Source organism: Paenibacillus sp. NRS-1781 (assembly GCF_050467745.1).
Lineage (GTDB): Bacteria > Bacillota > Bacilli > Paenibacillales > Paenibacillaceae > Paenibacillus > Paenibacillus terrae_A.
The window spans coordinates 25,276-44,101 of record NZ_JBITPI010000041.1 but is presented as its reverse complement, the minus strand read 5'-3'; the positions used below and the strand labels follow the sequence as shown (position 1 = coordinate 44,101).

The 18,826-nt window shown below is 43.9% G+C and carries 12 protein-coding genes and 3 pseudogenes; 14 read left to right on the top strand and 1 reads right to left on the bottom strand.

The features are described 5' to 3' along the window. The 10 genes from ACIFO6_RS15235 to ACIFO6_RS15190 form a co-directional block, all read left to right on the top strand. On the top strand, positions 1-925 hold a 925-nt coding region (locus tag ACIFO6_RS15235; protein WP_430041579.1), incomplete at its 5' end, for a hypothetical protein. Next, positions 897-1,439, top strand: coding sequence for a hypothetical protein (locus tag ACIFO6_RS15230; RefSeq protein ID WP_430041576.1), 543 nt, complete (start codon positions 897-899; stop codon positions 1,437-1,439). The genes ACIFO6_RS15235 and ACIFO6_RS15230, both read left to right, overlap by 29 nt. A gap of 317 nt (positions 1,440-1,756) precedes the next feature. Then, positions 1,757-3,703: a hypothetical protein gene (locus ACIFO6_RS15225; RefSeq protein ID WP_430041575.1), complete on the top strand. Its 1,947-nt coding sequence runs from the start codon at positions 1,757-1,759 to the stop codon at positions 3,701-3,703. A gap of 722 nt (positions 3,704-4,425) precedes the next feature. Then, positions 4,426-5,100 carry a hypothetical protein gene (locus ACIFO6_RS15220; protein WP_430041573.1) on the top strand — a complete coding sequence of 225 codons (675 nt, stop codon included), beginning with the start codon at positions 4,426-4,428 and terminating at the stop codon, positions 5,098-5,100. After that, a complete protein-coding gene (locus ACIFO6_RS15215) occupies positions 5,097-6,512 on the top strand; it encodes a phage baseplate assembly protein V (RefSeq protein WP_430041571.1) in 1,416 nt (471 codons plus the stop codon). Before ACIFO6_RS15220 ends, ACIFO6_RS15215 begins: the two co-directional genes overlap by 4 nt. A 73-nt stretch (positions 6,513-6,585) precedes the next feature. After that, positions 6,586-7,881, top strand: a complete 1,296-nt coding sequence (locus ACIFO6_RS15210) for a pentapeptide repeat-containing protein (RefSeq protein WP_430041569.1) — start codon at positions 6,586-6,588, stop codon at positions 7,879-7,881. Between the two features lie 14 nt (positions 7,882-7,895). Further along, on the top strand, positions 7,896-8,402 hold the full coding sequence (locus ACIFO6_RS15205) for a hypothetical protein (protein ID WP_430041581.1): 507 nt from the start codon (positions 7,896-7,898) through the stop codon (positions 8,400-8,402). Positions 8,403-8,416: 14 nt separating this feature from the next. After that, positions 8,417-8,833: a DUF4280 domain-containing protein gene (locus tag ACIFO6_RS15200; RefSeq protein ID WP_430041567.1), complete on the top strand. Its 417-nt coding sequence runs from the start codon at positions 8,417-8,419 to the stop codon at positions 8,831-8,833. Positions 8,834-8,949: 116 nt separating this feature from the next. Further along, positions 8,950-9,201, top strand: a complete 252-nt coding sequence (locus ACIFO6_RS15195) for a hypothetical protein (RefSeq protein WP_430041565.1) — start codon at positions 8,950-8,952, stop codon at positions 9,199-9,201. A 455-nt stretch (positions 9,202-9,656) separates the two neighbouring features. Further along, positions 9,657-11,801, top strand: coding sequence for a pectate lyase (locus ACIFO6_RS15190; protein ID WP_430041563.1), 2,145 nt, complete (start codon positions 9,657-9,659; stop codon positions 11,799-11,801). A gap of 174 nt (positions 11,802-11,975) precedes the next feature. Here the strand turns inward: ACIFO6_RS15190 and ACIFO6_RS15185 are convergent, their stop codons facing one another. After that, positions 11,976-12,371, bottom strand: coding sequence for a VOC family protein (locus tag ACIFO6_RS15185; protein WP_430041561.1), 396 nt, complete (start codon positions 12,369-12,371; stop codon positions 11,976-11,978). Between the two features lie 200 nt (positions 12,372-12,571). Here ACIFO6_RS15185 and ACIFO6_RS15180 point away from each other — a divergent pair. The 4 genes and pseudogenes from ACIFO6_RS15180 to ACIFO6_RS15165 all read left to right on the top strand — a co-directional run. Beyond that, positions 12,572-12,853, top strand: a pseudogene (locus ACIFO6_RS15180) (phosphoketolase); the annotation flags it as partial. A 212-nt stretch (positions 12,854-13,065) separates the two neighbouring features. Next, positions 13,066-13,723: pseudogene (locus ACIFO6_RS15175) on the top strand (PspA/IM30 family protein). A gap of 26 nt (positions 13,724-13,749) precedes the next feature. Beyond that, positions 13,750-14,577, top strand: a pseudogene (locus ACIFO6_RS15170) (TFIIB-type zinc ribbon-containing protein); the annotation flags it as partial. A gap of 296 nt (positions 14,578-14,873) precedes the next feature. Next, positions 14,874-18,614, top strand: coding sequence for an alpha-L-arabinofuranosidase C-terminal domain-containing protein (locus tag ACIFO6_RS15165; RefSeq protein ID WP_430041560.1), 3,741 nt, complete (start codon positions 14,874-14,876; stop codon positions 18,612-18,614). The last annotated feature ends 212 nt before the right edge of the window (positions 18,615-18,826 follow it).

Below are 18,826 nucleotides of genomic sequence, written 5' to 3'. Positions count from 1 at the left end.
ATGGTTAATCAACAGGCGTGTTAACACATATAACCTCTCATTTACTGATGTTGAAGAAATAGAGCATGAGAAAAACAAACTTATTGTAGGGAATATAACAAAGTCAAAACACGCGCCTCAAAAAGTTCGCATTGGTTCCACCACAGGTGTAGTGAGATCAGAATATGAACTGGCTCGTACATCATTCTTTGTTTACCATCCTCAAAATGAGATAATCGTTTATGAAGTGAATAGCTCCATAAAAGATACAGATTTTAGAGTTTTCTTTACGAAGTTCTTGAGCAAAGATCACTTGATTGGGGAAGTGAAAATAAAACCTGTGCCTGAGCCTTATCAGATTAGAACGGAACTTGAGTCAATTCAAACGATCACTTCAGTACACTTCCAACTTATACATCCAAATCCGGGGAAAAAAGACTTTAATTTATACAATCAGATTATTCATGAAAATAAGTTAAAAGAGCTTGATATTAAAATGGTTAATAATCAAGGTCTTCAACTCAAGGCTCTCCCTAAAGTAGAGCAATTAACTGAAAGGGACAACTTTGAGCCAATAATTTTATCGACTTATATCGAACTTGATGAGATTGAAGAGAGGAAGCAAGAAACCGTTTCCACTGAGGAGAGTAAGGATGAAGAGTATACACAATCCATTGAAAATGGGATACATTTGGTAGAATCAGGTTATGGCTCAGTGGAAATTAAGGGTTTTGATATCGTAACCCTCCCGGGTAAGGGGAAAAAGTCCAAGAAAAGAAAGAAGAAACGAACCTTTTCTTCTAATAGGTCTGTACGAAAAATTACTACGAATGAATACTCGCAGAACGGGTTAATAACAAGGATTTTAAATTTTATCATTGATGTTAGAGAAAAGGCTTCTGCGAAAGGGGAGGCAGATGACAACACAAGGACATTCAAACAATAATGGAATGCTGAGCTACGACGAAACAACTTTTAGAGGATTGCTTAAAATTGTAAAACTAGAACCATTAAAGAATTGGTCTTCTTTTTGGGCAGTGGTACTTACGCTATTAATGATAGCTTATGTTTTGTTTGAGAAGGATTTTGAGAAGCTTAGTGTTGTTGCTGATAAGACAGCAACAACTTTGCTCAGTGCATCTGCTGCGATATTTGGAATTGTTATCGCATCTTTAACACTAACGATAACCTTATTTCATCAAAAATTACTTCCAGTGATGCTTAAGCATAACCTTCTTCATAGATATTTGTTTCCTTTTTGGTTTGTAGTATTGCTCTGGTCTATTAATATTGTAATGTGTTTATTTATTGTATTTATCCAAGTTTTTGGATCGCCTTTTGGGATAGCTGCAGTATTCTCTTTAGAAATATTCTTATTTCTTTTTGCGACTTTTTATACAGTGAATTTAACCGGATTAGTTATACAACTTGCATTGCAAAGAGCCCAAATAGAAACGTGAAATATTATTTTAAATCGACCTAACTTTCTGTTTTCAAAGGGGGATTGTGGATTTACCGTAGATAACACACTTTTCCCCTTGACATCAAATGTAGGCCAAATAAATGATGTTAATGCATTTTTTTAGTGAGATATGCCATGCTGGAAAACGGAAGGGTTGCCCATATGATTACTCCGCAGTTAGTTATTTAAACTCCTTGTTCATTTATCTATGCGCTGTACGAGCTTCATCTACTGAAGCTCTTTATATTAGTTGCCCTAAAACGAAAAGAAAAGTGCGTAGTAAGTAGTGATGTCTTAATAATGAGGTGTTGAGAGATGCATTCAAAAAATTATTTGGAGAAAATAATTTTCCAGATCAATCAGGCAAGTCCTTTTTTCTTGACATCCAAGATTTGGTCATTGCCAATTCAGGGGTTTTCCTATAATCAATCTAGAAGTATTAAATTCATGGAAGCGCTTATGAAAAAGTCCTTGATTCAAGAACGGCGCTCTGATGTAATTTGTATATTAGGCGATTGGGGAAATGTAGCGGAGGGTATCTTTTTTTCGGACAAGGCACTCTATGTGAATTCCCCGAAAAACAAAAGCAAGACATTTAGGGTTAGCTATAACGAAATTAGGGAGTTGAATTACAATACTTACTCTGTTGAATTAAAAATTACTACTCACAATAACAGTGTATATTACATTGATACACCTATCTGGAGTAAAAGAAACATCAAGATATTCTTAGAGATTGCGACCGGGCTGATGGATTTTGATGATAAAGACTTGAGTCGGATAAAAGGTGTAGAATTACCAGAAAAAGCAAATAAATCTACCGCTGACCTAACTGCTGGAATGGTTTATGGGAACGTAAGTAATGCCAGTACACTCTATGGACAGGACAAATTTAGAACGCCAAGAGGCCACGGTTTCGCCGCAGAACGAGCCAATCATTTGTACGATAAGCTTTCTGGTAATGATGCGAAAATCATTGGAGATAGCAATGTCAAGAACGGGGCTGATCGAGTTGTAAATGGTCTAAATATACAATCTAAATATTGTAATAGTGGTTCAAAATGTATTCAGGAATGTTTTGAGAACGGAAGGCTGAAGTATATCAATTCTGACGGCTCACCGATGCAAATCGAAGTTCCATTGGATAAATACGATGCTGCCGTTCAAGCAATGGAAAACCGCATTAAAAACGGGGAAGTGCCAGGAGTAACCGATCTGAGGGAAGCTAAAAATATTATTAGAAAAGGTCACTTTACTTATGAACAAGCAAAGAACATCACGAGATTTGGAACAGTAGAGTCCATAGTTTATGATGCTCTTAACGGCGCCATTGTATCTGCTTCTGCATTTGGTATTAGCACGGTGCTTTCCTTTGCAGTTTGTGTATGGAATGGTGAGGATTTTAAAAGTGCAATTAAAAAGGCATCGTATTCAGGTTTGAATGTAGGCGGCATGACTTTTGTCACTGCAGTGATATCGAGTCAGTTGTCAAAATCCGGGCTAAACAGTTTGTTAGTTGGTGGTTCAGAAGTAATTGTCAATGCAATTGGGCCGAAAGCATCTGCTATGCTCGTAAATGCTTTTAGAAGTGGTACGAATATTTACGGCGCTGCAGCAATGAAGAGTGCGGCTAAGCTCCTGCGATCGAATGCTATCACTGCTGGTGTGTCGATTGTCGTATTATCCTCTGTTGATGTGGTAAACATTTTTAGAGGACGTATATCAGGAACACAGTTGTTCAAAAATATTACGAATACGGCAGTTTCTGTAGGTGGCGGCACTGCAGGATGGATTGGAGGTGCGGCTGCTGGAGCTGCGATCGGTTCGGCAGTTCCAATCATAGGAACAGCAATAGGTGGCTTCGTGGGCGGTTTAGCTGGAGCTTTTGCTGGTGGGAGTCTCGCTGGCAAAGCCTCTGATTCATTGATGGGTATGTTTATTGAAGATGATGCGAATCAGATGGTCCAAATCATTGAAGATGTATTCAAGAATTTGGCTAATGATTATTTACTAAATAAAATTGAAGCTGAAAAAGTTATCGAAGCCCTTAAAAAAGTGCTAACGGGAGCTACGCTTAAAGATATGTTTGCAAGTACCGATAGAACCGAGTTCGCGCATAACTTAATAGTGCCAGACATCGAGAATGAAGTTCGCAAACGTCAACAGATTCGCTTGCCAAGCGAAGAACATATGATACAAGGTCTTCGCGACGCTTTAGAAGAGATGGCAGATCTGGATAATGCATCAGAAGCAGATAAATAACGGAATGTTTGAAAGTAGCTTTATAAGAGCACTTAAGACCGGCTGCCAGTGGAACCCTTCAGAAATTAAGGCTTGGTCGTTTGTCGTTTATGCAACAAGACCAAACATCCTGAACATCGCAACACGCCGAATTGTGGATTTACCGTGCCACGGTTCGCCTCCATCTAAAAAACCCGCTCACTGAGCGGGTTTTTGCTTTTTATGGAGTTAAAATGTAGACCAAATGTAAACATGAAATGATTAAGGGCCAAATTGTACTGGGACTTGTAGACATCAAGTCTACAAACTTGGATTATAAAAATGTTATGGACTGGACACAAATCATTGGTATGGACCTTTCATTTGTACAAGCTAAATTTGAAGGGGAATAGAGCAGGTAGAAAGAATGTTTGGCAAGCAGGTTGATATGGAATTTGCTCCATTTCTATAGAAAAATAGCGACGGTACCGACATTGGCGTAGAATGACGCTTTCGTCGGTACCGTCGTTGTTTGAGGTTCAAAGGGGGTGATGATTTGCCCTTAAAAAGAAAAGGAACATCATCCTCTTTTCCATATTAATTTCAGAAAAATACATTGAAAATAACACATGGGATGGTTCTTTCTGTAAACATAATCTCTATTCTGGCCGATACATACATAAGATGGGCTATTGTTAAATATCCCCTCCTACTTTCGTATTTTGAAGTGAATTCTCATCTTTTAAGAAGAAGGGACTACCTCTATGAATTATATGGACGAGCATATCCTAAGTCTCCAAAATAAGCTTAACCACGATGTAGCATCTAATAACGAAAATACGAATCGATCTCAACTTGCTGTATCCGATCAGGATAACTCTGTTGCTGAACAAAACAGGGCGCTGCGGATGGGTGATGAACTGATCCCGTTGGAATGGAAACCGATTTTGGATGGACAACTGGCGTTTAGCATCCCAAAATCTTTTAGCTTAATGCCACTGGAGCAAGCCCGATTTAAATATCCTTCGGATCATCGTCCACAGATCATTTATACCTCTTTGGACGGCGAGGTAAACATCACCTTTAATCTGACAGAATCGGTTTTGGAGGTGGACGAGCTTCCCGTGTTTGTAGAACAAATGGCGGATGTTTTGCGCTCTGTACAACCCGTTCGTAACTGGATCGGTACCGAAATGATTGTGAATCGTTCCGGGTTGTCCATCGGGCTGGTCCGTTTTGTGGCAGCAGGTGTGGATATGAATTTGTACAATGAAATACTGCTGTTTGTCCATGAGGGACAGGTGACGATGGGTACGTTTAACTGTATGGAATCGGACATGGAAGTGTGGTTGCCTGTGGCAGAAAATACAGTGCAGTCCCTCCATAGGCTGCCGATTCCCTCACATCCCACACATGAGAAAGGAGCGGATTCACTATGAGTCTGGGCTACGATAATATTCAAATTCACCCCTATGTGCTGGTTGATCTGGAGCAGCTTACCCTGATAAAAAAAATCAACGAGCATACCCGGCTTTATTTTACAGGCATCATCCCCGAGGATATGCAGGACAGCTATGTGGAAACGACGGAAAAGAACACCGTCATCGAGGTGAGCCAGCGTGATGAAACGGGCGAAAGCAAGCCGCTGTTCAGCGGGATTGCCCTGTCGGTCGAAGTGAAGGTCGTGCGGGACGTGTACTATCTGGAGGTGGAGGCGATTTCTCATACCTACCGGATGGATATCCAGCAGCGCACCCGTTCTTTTCAATATACGAAAATGACCATTCCCCAGATGCTGGAGCAGATCGGCAAGGACTACGAAGGGCTGGATATGATTGATGGAGCGACAGGTGGAGAGCAGATTGGAAGGCTTGCCATCCAGTATCAGGAGACCGACTGGGCGTTCTTGAGACGCATGGCCTCCCGGTATCATACGAGCCTGATGCCTGTGGCTCGTTTTGACAGTCCAAAATTTTATTTTGGCATTGAGGATAGCCCTGCACAGGTGGTGCTGGATCATACCCGTTATACCGTGCGCAAGCAAATGCTGCCTTTCCGTTATTTTCAAGAAAATGAGCAGGCGAAGGTGACGGAAAATGATTTTATTTTCTATGAGGTAGAAACGGACGAGGTACTGGATTTGGGAGCTCAGATGACCTTTCAGGGACACAGCTTGTACGTCATTGAGGCGTATACCGAAATGAGGCAAGGACTGCTGCGACATCAATATGTGCTTGCCTCGTACAAAGGCTTACGGCAAAAAAGCTACTACCAGGAAAAGCTGGCGGGAGCCTCGTTAAGCGGTGTGGTTGTGGACGTGCGTCAGGATCAGGTGCGCATCCATCTGGATTGTGATGAGAAGCAGGATAAAGATAAGGCGCATTGGTTCAACTATTCGACGGTGTATAGTGGCGGAGGGCATACAGGCTGGTACGTCATGCCAGAAAAAGGAGACTCCGTATCGCTGTATTTTCCAGGCAGTCGTGAAGAAGATGGGATTGCGGGGAGTGCGATTAGGCGTGCAGGCAGAGGGAGCGGACACAACAATTTCTCCAATCCGCAGATGAAAATATGGCGAACGCCTCATGGCAAGGAGATTCGTTTGGGGCCGGATGAGCTAGTCGTGACGGGCAAGGACGGCGCTATTTTTATCAAGCTGGATGACAAGGAAGGTATTCATATCGTAAGCAGCAAGCAGGTAAGTATCTCGGCGGGTGGCAATCTGAGCCTGTCGGCAGGGAAAACGATGAGTCTGTCCGCAGGAAGTGAGCTGCGCATGGATTGCAACGGTAGTCATATTCAATTGAGCGGATCAGCGGATATGAAGGGCAGTGAAGTGAAGTCGAATTAGGCTGTGGTGCGGCGGTTGAATGTCGGCAGCATGCTGATATGAAATAGGAGCTTTAGGTGGTGGATGAAAGCAAATGGAGAAGTCTATAGGTGAGCTAAACCCGCAGCAGCGGCAAGTCATTTTGAATCAGGCGTGGTTTCTGATTCGCAGAGACTGGGCGCTGAAGTTCAAGGCGATGCAAGAACAACGGATTCAAGATTGTGTCGAAGAGTTCCGAGGATACTGTCAGAAGGTTCGGCAGGAGCAGCTTCAAGGACAAAAAGGAAAGATCGGTTATATCACGTATTCCATGCTACGTACCTCATGGCTGGAGGAGCAGCCTGCTTATCTTGTGGAGGCTTCAGATGCTTTATGGATGCTTGATCCTGAACCGATCCGATTCGAATATGATGCAGAGTGGACGTTCTCTTACTGGAGCGATTTGCAGCGGCAATTGCGAACGGAGGTAGAAAAGCAGCAGGTTTCTCTATCGGAGCTTGAATGGGAGCAAATCATGCTGGAAGCAGCGATACATATTCATGAGCTAGTGGTGAATATGATGCGTCTGGCGATGAAACAGGGGGTACGCTTACCGGAGTTTCAAGAACTGGATCGGGAAGAGATGTTTGAGATACGCGTGGGGGAATATATGGACCACACTGTATCGGTGTATAAAGAAGATCGCAGAGCGATGGAGGCGAACGAAATCCGGTCGTGGCTGGAGGAAAAAGAAGAACAAGCCTACAGCTATCAGGCGTTGGAGGGCATCCAGCTATCGGAAGGCGATTATAGCCAGTTGGATTTTCGCTATACGGCCTTTCGTCAGATCGAGATGGGACATAGTCGCTTGCATAGCTGTGTCTTGGTTGGAACAATATGGGAAGAAAGTCAACTCGATGGGATCGACTTCACGTACAGCTTGCTTCATGGAGCCGATTTTAGCGGTTGTTCCATGAGAGGGGCGATATTGGATGCCGTTACAGGCAACGCCGGATACGGTTCGGATGCTTCTTTAGACTGGGAGCCATTGGGGTTTGCAGGTGTAGACTTCACAGGGACAAGCTTGCAAGGAGCTCGGTTTCAAGATGCACGGCTACGAGGAGCTGTATTTCAAGATGCCCTGCTGCAAAGAGCGTCCTTGAATGGAGCGGATCTAACAGATGCTTATTTTGTGGGAGCGAATGTGTCAGGTGCTTCCTTTGAGGGAGCTTGTTTGATCCGGGCCGATTTTACAGGCGCAAATGTGCAAGGAGTCATGTTTACCGATGAACAGCGCAGGGAGGCCATTGGATTGGAATGTGTATCCCCTGAGGTATTCCATTCGTGGGAAGAGCCTTCTACATCTTCACAGGCGAGGGATGGCGTTAGGAAAAGGGAGTGGTTGCATTGAGATATTTCCGACTGATGATGGATGAGCGGGTAAAACATCGGGTAGAACCTGCTGCGCTCTCTCCCTTGCAAGTAGAAGACATCCTGACAGGGACCCAGGGACAGAAACAGCAGGATGATCCTCTTTTTCTGGCTGTACATACTGATCAACGAACGATATACCCCGATTTTTTGGAATTTCCTATGCCACTGGTGTCGGATCGTCTGAAAGCAATATTGGAGAAATATATGCCAGGAATGGAATGGGAAGCGGCCATCCTTACCGATTTCCAGCAGGCCAGACAGGATGTGTATTGGGTGCTTCGACCGCCGATAGTGGATTGCCTGTCCGCACAAACGGAATGGTACCCTAATGATACATTGAAGCGTTTGGTACTGAGACAGGGGGTGATGGAGTCGCCTGTTTTTCGGATTGGGGGACTGATCGAACCCCATATCTATATCCATCTGGCTGTGGCGGAAAGTCTGCTGCGCCGATCTTTTACAGGCATTCGAGTACAACGAATCGAGATGGAGCAATAAGGAGGATGGAGCAAGTGGAAGAAGCGCAAGTGAAACCGGGAACCGGTGCGAAAAAGAGCTATGTCGTGGCAGGAGCGATTTTAAGCTGTAGTAATGGCACACAGCCTACCCGTTTGAAACGGCCTTTTAGCCATGGGGTCTACGTGAAAAACAAGGCACAAATGAACATTGGAGATTATGTACCGGGTGTGAACATTCAGTCTTTTGGGAATTGCTCCAGTCCTCTAAATCCAGCCGTGCAGGCCAGTGAGATGGTGGACATCTATGGCGTAAAAAAGGCTCCGTGTGTTCCAGTCCTGACCATGCCGTGGCTGAACGGAAAAAGCGACATGAGGATTGAGGGCCAACCTGCCTTGACACAGAACTGTACCCATCAGTGTCTGTATTGTGGTCATATCCGAATTGAAAATGATGGGCAGGAGCTGGATTAATCCAACAATTGGATGATCAGGGACAGTCGCTACAACGATGGTACGCAAGTACATGCACGGCGATGCGATTGATACAGTCACGAACTATGCTAAACTGGACACTTTTGTTTTACAACATGAGGAGAGACAAGAAGTGGATTACGGAAAACGGAGGGCAATCCTTGCTGGAGCGTCTAGGAGTGTGGGAGCAACTCACAGTTGTGCCTGTCAGTGATCCCTTGATGTTGGCAGTCAATCCTTCCATCGGATTTGACAGCAAGAACTTTATTATTTTGGTGATCTCGACTTTGGAGGGCATTACCGTGAAGTCTTCGGCATGTCATCTTAAACTTTTGATCTTTTATTGCCATGAAAAATGCACTGGTTAATGTCAAATCTTTATACGTAGGAATATTTATCAAATTAATTTAAAGTAAAAAAAATACAGGAAATATTTTGTATCACATGCTATAATTTAGAATATTAAAAGGAAGGGGATATTGACGAATTAGTTCGAAATTATTGATAGACTCTGTATTTGAATGTAAGTCTCATTCGTTTTACTCATCATAGTAATTTTTTTCTCATTATAAAATTTGTATAGATGTTTCATTGATTTGTATTACTTTGTTGCACGTACAGAATGGACGAATGCAATTTTGGGTTTGAGCTTCGATACATCATCAAATGTAGGAAAGAGCAGGTCTAGCATCATGCTTATGAATCGAAGCCATACCATGCACCATTAATATGATTACATAGGGGAGGTGAATCGAGAAACTTGACGGCATTTTGATAACGCTTCAATGGTGTATGCAACAAATCAAACTTGGGAGGATTAGAAATGAAAAAGAGGATTACAAATGTAATGGGCATTGTTTTATTGTTTTCACTTGCAATATCTTTAATAACAGGAGGATTGCAAAATACCACAGCTTATGCAGCCGGTCTTTCGATCATCGACGATGGAGGCTGGAATGAAACTGCGTATGTAGAATGGTCACCTGAAAGCAATGCAGAGGGGTATAATGTATATGTTAAACCTGTAAGTGCACCAGATTCTTACTACCAACAAATTGATAGCGAATTGATTCGAAAATACCCTTCCTATTGGAGAGCTGATGCCGTAGGTCTTGCAGCTGGAGATTATGAAATGAAAGTTGAAGCTAGGCTATCAGACGGTTCAACGGTAAGTGCCGTTTCAAATAAGCTATCCGTAGCGTCATATGATAGATCTGGATTTGCTTTCTCATCAAAATCGCTATATGGCACAGGCTCGGGTGCTTATAATGAAGACGGAACACTTAAGAATGGCGCCCAAGTTCTTTATGTAACATCCGAGACTGCCCAAACAGTGACCCTCGATGTGAAAATCAATAGCTCAGGTCGTGTTCAAACAGGTGTTGGTCTAGGCGAGATTTTGGCATTAAGACAAAAAGGCTATGATACAGCACCACTTGCAATCAGATTTATTGGAAAAGTTACAGCAGATGATATGAGAGGACAACTTAATAGCAGTGGATATCTTCAAGTAAAAGGCAAAAAAAATTATTCGGAAATGAATATGACGGTTGAAGGTATCGGAGATGATGCTTATGCTTACGGATGGGGAATACTTCTTAGATATGTCGGAAATATGGAAGTGAGAAACCTGGGTCTGATGTTGTTCCCCGATGACGGTATTTCAATGGATACAGGAAATGCAAATGTTTGGGTGCATAATAATGATATATTCTATGGATCTGCAGGAGGAGATGCTGACCAAGCAAAGGGCGATGGTTCCTCAGACGTTAAAAATGGATCGACGTATATTACAATCTCTTATAATCACTACTGGGATTCAGGAAAATCGGCTCTGGTCGGCTTAAGTGAATCGTCAGAATTCTTTGTCACCTTCCACCATAACTGGTTTGATCATTCAGACTCCCGTCATCCACGTATAAGAGTGGCATCTGTTCATGTATATAATAACTTCTTTGATGGAATCTCAAAATATGGTGTCGGTGCTACAATGGGAGCTTCAGCTTTTGTAGAATCTAATTATTTTAGACATGCTAAATATCCAATGTTGAGTTCCTTGCAAGGTACGGATGCTTTAGGGGAAGGTACATTTTCAGGCGAAAACGGAGGTGTGATTAAGGCCTACAACAATAGTATAGTTGATGCGGCCAGTCTGATTTATGCAAACTCCAATAGCGGCACAGTTCTGGCAAATGAAAACTCTTTTGATGCATATTTAGCTTCGTCGAGAAATGAAATCGTACCAAGCTCATACAAAGCATTAAAAGGAGGAACAGCTTATAACAACTTTGATACAAGCATCGATACTGGAGTAAATGGTGCTGACATTGATAACGTAAGCGATGTTGAACAAATTGTTACTGCAAAAGCTGGACGCCTGAATAACGGAGACTTTACATGGAAATTTGATAATTCCGTTGATGACACGTCGTATGCACTCAATTCGGCTCTAATGGCTAAAATAAAAAGCTACACAACTCAACTTGTATCTGTAGGGGGTAATTCAATCTCACCGGAGCCAACCCCAGAACCAACACCAGGGCCAACGCCGGAGCCAACCCCAGAACCAACACCAGGGCCAACCCCGGAACCAACCCCAGAACCAACACCGACTCCTGTTCCGGTACCAACACCCGGAGAACAAGTTCATAACTTTACCATAGCTGGAATCAACAGCGACTTCTTTGATATTAAAGGGAGTCTTTCGGCAAATAAGGGAACTGTGGAGTATAATGGTGTGACTCTAACTCAATGCTTAAAAATCGAGAATTCAACCAGTATTGGGTTTACTACTACGGAAGCTTCAACATTAACATTAGTGTTTGATTCAGCAGACGGAACAAAAATCAAGGTTGATGGAACCGATTATCCAATGACTGATGGTATTGTCAGCGTATCACTTGCTCCTGGCGCACATACCATTACAAAAGATAATCCTACAAATCTTTATTACATGGAATTGGAATAGATTATCTGATGAGTTTTGGCTTGTTATGATAAAAAAAGATAGCCAACTGTACTTCAGGACTACCCCTCATTGATGAGACAGGGATCAAAACACATTCAAGTTTAAGTGACCAGTTGCCGGAATTGAACCGGCAACTGGTTTATTTAGTTTTGTTTGAATGTGAATTGTATAATTCTATTTTGCATGCTCATCTGGCTGATGAATACCAAAAATATTCCCTTCTGTGTCCATGTAATACCCTTGCCATGCCATTCCAGGCAGTGCATGCTTTGGCAGTGCAAGTTTGCCTCCAAGATTAAGAATTTGTGCTTCAGTAGAATCGTAATCTTCCACTCCCATAGTACATGCATAACCATTCATAACCTGGCCGGGTTGGGGGGAAGCACCTAGACGTTGCATCAAAGCTCCGTTGATTCCGGGTTCATTTGCATCGCCTGTCACAGCTCCAAAATAAGGCGTTCCAGCATAATCACTCCAATCCTCAAATGTCCATCCAAATACCTCGCCATAAAACTTCTTAGCACGTTTCATGTCATCTACATGAATTTCGAAATGAACTAGTCGGCCCATGATTTCCTCCTATGTTTTGACTTCCTACATATTTCTATTACTATACTTTCCCATTTCTATAAATATATAAAAGTTAATTGAAAAGTTTTTTGTGACTCAGGTGAGATGAAAAGTGTGACTACTTGTAGCTTAAAGATGACTTCTACGATTTCCTTGTAGACGATCACCTTTTCTAGATAGCTGCCGATGAAATTCTTGATCTCATCAAAGATCTGTTCTTTGATCGTCACAATCATAACCTGCATGTACATGGTTACCGTGAGAACGGCGACATTACGACACCATTTGATATGCGTGTATTGAATCAAATGGATCGTTTTGACTTAGTGAAGGAAGCTGTTCTAAACTTACCTGACGCTGAGAAGTACACCAACATTGTGGATGAAATGGATGCTACGGTTAAGAAACATCATCAATTCATTCGTGAAGAAGGCATCGACTTACCAGAGGTAGAAAACTGGGTATGGAAAAGCTTGAAATAAAAAACAAAGTCCACTTCAACATTGTATAGAACAAGCAAGCATGAATTGGAATATATGATTGGTTACTGCGGTACAAGTGCCTGCCCCCGTGTCTTAACGTATGATTTCCACGGGGATCAGGCACTTTTTTTGATTTGGAAAGGAAATGAACCCTTTTTTCCAGATTTGATGTATTATATGGTGGAATGTAATCTTTTCGAAGGGAGACCATGATGGGGATTCTATCGAGATTTAGGGATATTATGAAAATGAATGTTAACGCCTTATTAGACAAGGTGGAAGATCCGGAGAAGACAATTGACGATTACATGCAGAACCTGAACATCGACCTGGGCAGAGTTAAAGCGGAAACCGCTTCGGTGTTGGCGGATGAGAAGAGAACGAAGAGAGCTTTGGATGAATGCAGAGCAGAGATCAAAAAGCTTCAGCATTACGCTATGAAGGCAGTGGAGGCTGGCAATGATGAGGAAGCTCGAAAGTTTCTGGAGAGAAAAGTAAAGCAGGCGGAGAAGCTGGAACAATTACAAGCCTTCTATGACGTGGCTTCTTCAAACGCCGAAAATATGCAACAAATGCAGGATAAACTGGCGTCCGATATGGACCAATTGGAAGTACGTCGCATCAAGCTAAAAGGGAAAATAGCGGCTGCCAAGGTACAGCAATCCTTGAATGCTATGGGCGGCCAGGATTCCATGTTCGAAGCTATGGAAGAGAAGGTTAACAGGGCTTATGATGAAGCAATGGCTATAGCCGAGCTTCGGGCAGGGACGAAGGACGATCTGGATGATTTATTCGCACAGGTTGAGAAAGAGCACGAATACAGAAGATGAATTGGCTAGGATCAAAGAAAAACTGAAAGATCAGAAATAACAGTTCTTTATGATAGAGGTGAGCAGATGCCGGTTATCGAATACAAATGCCCAAACTGCGGCAGTGGCATGGTCTTTGACAGTGAAACAGGAATGTTTTCTTGTCATAGTTGCGGAAGAAAGGACAATATTGAGTATTTTCCAGATCCTCTGACGAATCATGTTTTTATAGAAGACGAGGCTCAGGAGTACCATTGTACCAGCTGCGGAGCAGTCATTATGACTGAAGTAGAGACAAGTGCGACGGTTTGCAGCTTTTGCGGTTCAGCCGTGGTTCTTGGCGATCGACTGACTGGGGAACTGGCTCCCGCTCAGGTCATTCCTTTTTCGATCAGTAAGGAAGAAGCCATGCAAGCCTTCCGAAAATGGTGCAAGAATGGTCGTCTGACGCCGAGCCGGTTCATGACAGCAGATCGAATCAAGGGAATCACCGGGATGTATGTGCCTTTTTGGTTATATGAATTACATAATAAAATTGAGGTTCAGGGTCAGGGCAAAAAAGTGAGAACCTATACGAGCGGGGACTACGAGTATACGGAAACGCAGCATTTTGATGTATACCGGAAAATCCGTCTGAATTATGTGAAGGTTCCCATTGATGCCGCGGAGAAAATGAACGACGAGCTGATGGATAAATTAGAGCCTTTTCCTTACGATCAGCTAAAAAGCTTTAAAACCCCGTATCTTGCCGGCTACATTGCGGAGAAATACAGTTATAACGACGAGGAGCTTTTCCCGCGAGTGAAAGAAAAAGTGAAGGAATATATTGATGCTTATATTCAGTCTGCGGTGTCAGAGTACACGGCCGTGAACTACACGGAAAAGCAAATTGATACTACATTAAAACAAGCGGATATAAATTTGTTTAATACTGAATAAGTGGTTAGTCCCAAGGAGTGAATATTGACTAAATCTTTGGGGCAAAAAAATTGTTTCCAATAGAGAATTAAAGCAGTTCATCAATGGAGTGAACAATTTACCCTAACAAGGATGGCCCCTCTGAAAAACCGCTCATTGAGCGGTTTTTTTGTCACTATAAAGGATTGAAAAATGTGCGTAGGATAAGGTACTATAGTTATATAGTATATATTTATATTAATATTAATAATTAGTTATTACATTAACAAAATATATGTATAGGAGCAACGAAGATGACCAAATTCCAAGATCAAATCATTGCGCAGTACAAGTTTGAGGATGCGGGGAACGTCGGCAAAGATAGCTCAGGGCAAGGTAATGACGGGGTTGCTTCTGGCACAGTAGCACCCACAATCTCCAATGTCAGCGGCAGAACGGCTTTGACGCTTGCGGGAGGTCCTAACGGTACATCATATATACAGCTTCCTTCCAATCTGCTTAAAGATGTAAGCGATAACACGGGTGTCACAGTGACTGCTTGGGTCAACTTCGGTAGATTCACGGATATGTGGGAACGTGTTTTTGACTTTGGCAAAGCCCATACAGGACCCTATATGTTCATGACACGGAATCTGCGCGGGACTCTTTTCGCCGAGGCAGATCTGGCTGTAGATCCGGGGAGAGGTTTTGTCCGGGATGAGTGGATGCACATAGCCATGTCCGTGATTGGCACAAAAGGCGGCACATTAAGTAGTGCGGGTCCGATTGTGTATGTGAACGGCGAAGTCGTAGCGGACGGCTCCATCAGCCAAACCTCCAGCGGCAGCTATGCCAAGCTGCGCAAATGGTTTGAAACGTTTACAGACTCGTCCAACTACAGCAACAATTTTATTGGTCGTTCCCAGCATGCAGCGGATGTGGATTTTTCCGGTTTACTATCCGACTTTTGTGTATACAAAGCGGGTTTGTCAGCAAACGAAGTCATTGAAGTCATGTGCGATTCGTTGACAGACGAAGAGGTTGTGAAGCTCGCTCGCGATAAGTATTTGTCCTTCCCAACGACGATTGTAACCAAGGACTTGTCCCTGCCAACGGTCCTTATGGGCGGTAGAGTAGAAGTGACCTGGAAATCCAGCCACCCTGAGATACTCTCTGACAACGGTCAGGTTCAGACAATTACCTCCTCACAGGGGGTAACCGTGACAGCCTTTTTGACGAAGGGCCAAAGCTGTATTGAAAAAAGTTTTGAAGTATCCGTCCTTCCAGAACAGCTACCTCCTTACACTTTGACCATTCATGGAAACAGGGAAGTCATGGATATTAGCGAAGTGATGTACGGCTTGTTCTACGAAGATATCAATAACGCAGCGGATGGCGGAATTTATGCGGAGCTTGTTCAGAATCGTTCCTTCGAGTCCTTCGTGTTCGATACTTATTCCCATGCTTCCGGCGAATGCGGCTGCTCTACGGGGCGTAACCGTAACCCTTTGTTTGCCTGGTCCGGTGATACGGACAAGATGACTCCGCAAAATAGCGGCGGATTAAATGAATTTTTAGGTGCTAAAGACAAAGATGTGAACTCTTATTATGTGACGGTAGCGGATGGTGCGACTATTCGAAATAAGGGCTTTTCGGATTCTAACCAGAATTGCGCCATGTCTATCCAAGCGGGTGACAAGTATGATTTCACCATCTGGGTGAAGGCTGAGTCGGCGGGCACAATCACGCTACAACTGCAAGATGCGAATGAGAAGGGGATTAGTGAGTCAGTAACCGTACAGGTGGAAGGCAGCAACACGTGGAAAAAGTACGGTATAGATTCCAAACTGGTGCTGACAGGATCGGCTACGGTTCTGGGGCAACTGGCGCTGACGTTTGACGGTGAGATTTCAATAGATATGGTTTCCTTGTTCCCACAGGATGTGTGGGGTGCAGGGGAGGAGACGCGATCCCCATCGGCACACGCCAACTTCCAAGGGAATCCCAACTATAGACTGAGAAAAGATCTGGTGAACGCGCTGGTCGATATGCATCCAAAGTTCCTGCGTTTTCCGGGCGGTTGTATCTCTGAAGGTTCGTTTATTTGGGAAAACGTATACGACTGGAAGGAATCTATTGGTGATATCGAGCTGCGCAAGGAAAACTTTAATGTATGGGGCTATATGATGTCCATGGGCCTTGGTTATATGGAGTATTTCCAGTTGGCCGAAGATCTGAATGCAGCTCCGCTTCCGGTTATGGCCTGCGGCGTTCTCTGCCAAGCTCGTTCCGATTATGCTCATCCGGCTGGAGGCGCATTAAGAGAGTACTATATCAAGAACTTCACAGACCTGATCGACTTTGCGATTAATGTGGATTTCGAGAACAATGAATGGGCCGCCATGCGTAAAAAAATGGGCCATGCAGCTCCGTTCGATCTGCACTATCTGGGTGTAGGGAACGAAAATTGGGGCGTCGAGTTCTTTGCCAACTTTGAAGTGTTCAAAACGTCTATTGATGCGTATATGGAGGAAAACTATCCAGGCTATGAGCTGCATATCATCTCCACGGTTGGCGCTCAAGCAGATGACGATGCATATCAGCAGGGCTGGAAGTTCCTGAGTGGTAATATAACCGGTTCGGCTAAGGTCGCTTTTGCAGATGGTGCCCAAGTAACCGAGGAAACCGTGACATGGTATGAGAAGCAAAAAAATTACATGGACACCATTGCAGATGAGCACTACTACCGTTCCAACGAGTACCTGCTTCATAACGCGGACCGATATAATTATTACTATAGAGCGTATAACGCAGACGGCAGCGTAGACTGGAAGGAAACATCCAAGGTGTTCGTGGGCGAGTATGCGTCTACGGATAAAAATACATTGGCAGGCGCAGTAGCAGAGGCAGCGGTGATGACAGGCTTTGAAAATAACGCCGATGTCGTTCTGTTGGCTGCCTATGCGCCGCTGTTCAACAAGGTGCTGACGGACGGAACCTACAGATGGACGCCGGATTGCATCTGGTTCGATGACGAAACCGTGTGGTTCACACCGAACTACTATGTACAGCAGATGTATGCCAAATATTTGGGCAATAAAGTACTGGCGACCTCTTTTTCCACTTACAAAAACGGCAAGCCAATAGACCTCATTCCGCAGGGTGGAATCGAAATTGCGACAGGCAACGCCGAGGTGATCGTTAAGCGTGTGACAGTCACGTCCAACAAGGATGGCTGCGTGCTGCTGGATCAGGACTTTTCCCAAGAGTTGAATCCAGCTTGGCAGGTCATTCCGGGCTCCGTGGGATCTACGGTGGAGGCAGGCAAGGGGCTTGTCCTCCAAGTTCAAGCCAGCGGTCTGAACGGCCTGTACATTTTGGACGACCAATGGACGGATTATAAGGTGGAGGTTGTGGCTTCCCGCATTTCTGGCACGGACGGTTTTTATGTGGGTGCGGGTCTTACGGATATTTCCGCAGAGAAAAAGGACGTGGTCGAATATGCCGTTGGCTATGGCGGCAAGGCAACGGGCGTGAAGGTGTACAAGCAAGGGGTGGAAGGCTATACCTTAGGTGACTACTCTTCTAGCACTGCGGCAGGCAACCTGAGAGCGGCCAGCTATGAAGAGCTTGCTGACAACACGGATTACACCATCACGGTGAATTACGGCGGTGAAACGGGCAACAGCCTGATCTGCTCTTACACCGACGGAGTGACAAGCAGCAAAGTGCTGGACTACAAGCTGGAGGCTTACAACAGAGATGTGTTCAACTCGGTGACCAAAGATGCGAAGCATGTATATGTGAAGCTTGTGAATGCCGATAACGTGGATAAGGCAATGCAGTTGAACCTTCAGAAATTGAGTGTGGAGTCCAGCGCCAAGCTGGTTACATTAACTGGCGATGCTTCTCTGGTTCATGTACCTAATGTGAATAAAAAGAATGATGAGAAGGTAGTGCCTACCGAGCAGCAGGTTTCGCTCAGTAATAACGCGATCCTTCTGCAATTACCCGCTAATTCGGTGAATGTACTGATGCTGGATCTTAAAGCATAGGTAAACTGGGGCACGTAATCATGTGTGTAAAATTTGAAAAACCCGCTCACTGAGCGGGTTTTCTTTGGATGAAACCAGTGTTGAAAAAGTCCTAGACTCCCGTAGTTTTAACGATGTAATCGAACGAGTTCATTATTCTAACAGACGCTATATCCAAATATCATTGGCTGCTGTTAATTCGGACTCAGTCCCGTCAGTGTTAACTAAACCTC

Excerpts from the sequence above, each read along its gene's own strand:
- ACIFO6_RS15230 (WP_430041576.1), top strand. The coding sequence starts at position 897 with ATGACAACACAAGGACATTCAAACAATAATGGAATGCTGAGCTACGAC.
- ACIFO6_RS15225 (WP_430041575.1), top strand. The coding sequence starts at position 1,757 with ATGCATTCAAAAAATTATTTGGAGAAAATAATTTTCCAGATCAATCAG.
- ACIFO6_RS15220 (WP_430041573.1), top strand. The coding sequence starts at position 4,426 with ATGAATTATATGGACGAGCATATCCTAAGTCTCCAAAATAAGCTTAAC.
- ACIFO6_RS15215 (WP_430041571.1), top strand. The coding sequence starts at position 5,097 with ATGAGTCTGGGCTACGATAATATTCAAATTCACCCCTATGTGCTGGTT.
- ACIFO6_RS15210 (WP_430041569.1), top strand. The coding sequence starts at position 6,586 with ATGGAGAAGTCTATAGGTGAGCTAAACCCGCAGCAGCGGCAAGTCATT.
- ACIFO6_RS15205 (WP_430041581.1), top strand. The coding sequence starts at position 7,896 with ATGATGGATGAGCGGGTAAAACATCGGGTAGAACCTGCTGCGCTCTCT.
- ACIFO6_RS15195 (WP_430041565.1), top strand. The coding sequence starts at position 8,950 with ATGAGGAGAGACAAGAAGTGGATTACGGAAAACGGAGGGCAATCCTTG.
- ACIFO6_RS15190 (WP_430041563.1), top strand. The coding sequence starts at position 9,657 with ATGAAAAAGAGGATTACAAATGTAATGGGCATTGTTTTATTGTTTTCA.
- ACIFO6_RS15185 (WP_430041561.1), bottom strand. The coding sequence starts at position 12,371 with ATGGGCCGACTAGTTCATTTCGAAATTCATGTAGATGACATGAAACGT.
- ACIFO6_RS15165 (WP_430041560.1), top strand. The coding sequence starts at position 14,874 with ATGACCAAATTCCAAGATCAAATCATTGCGCAGTACAAGTTTGAGGAT.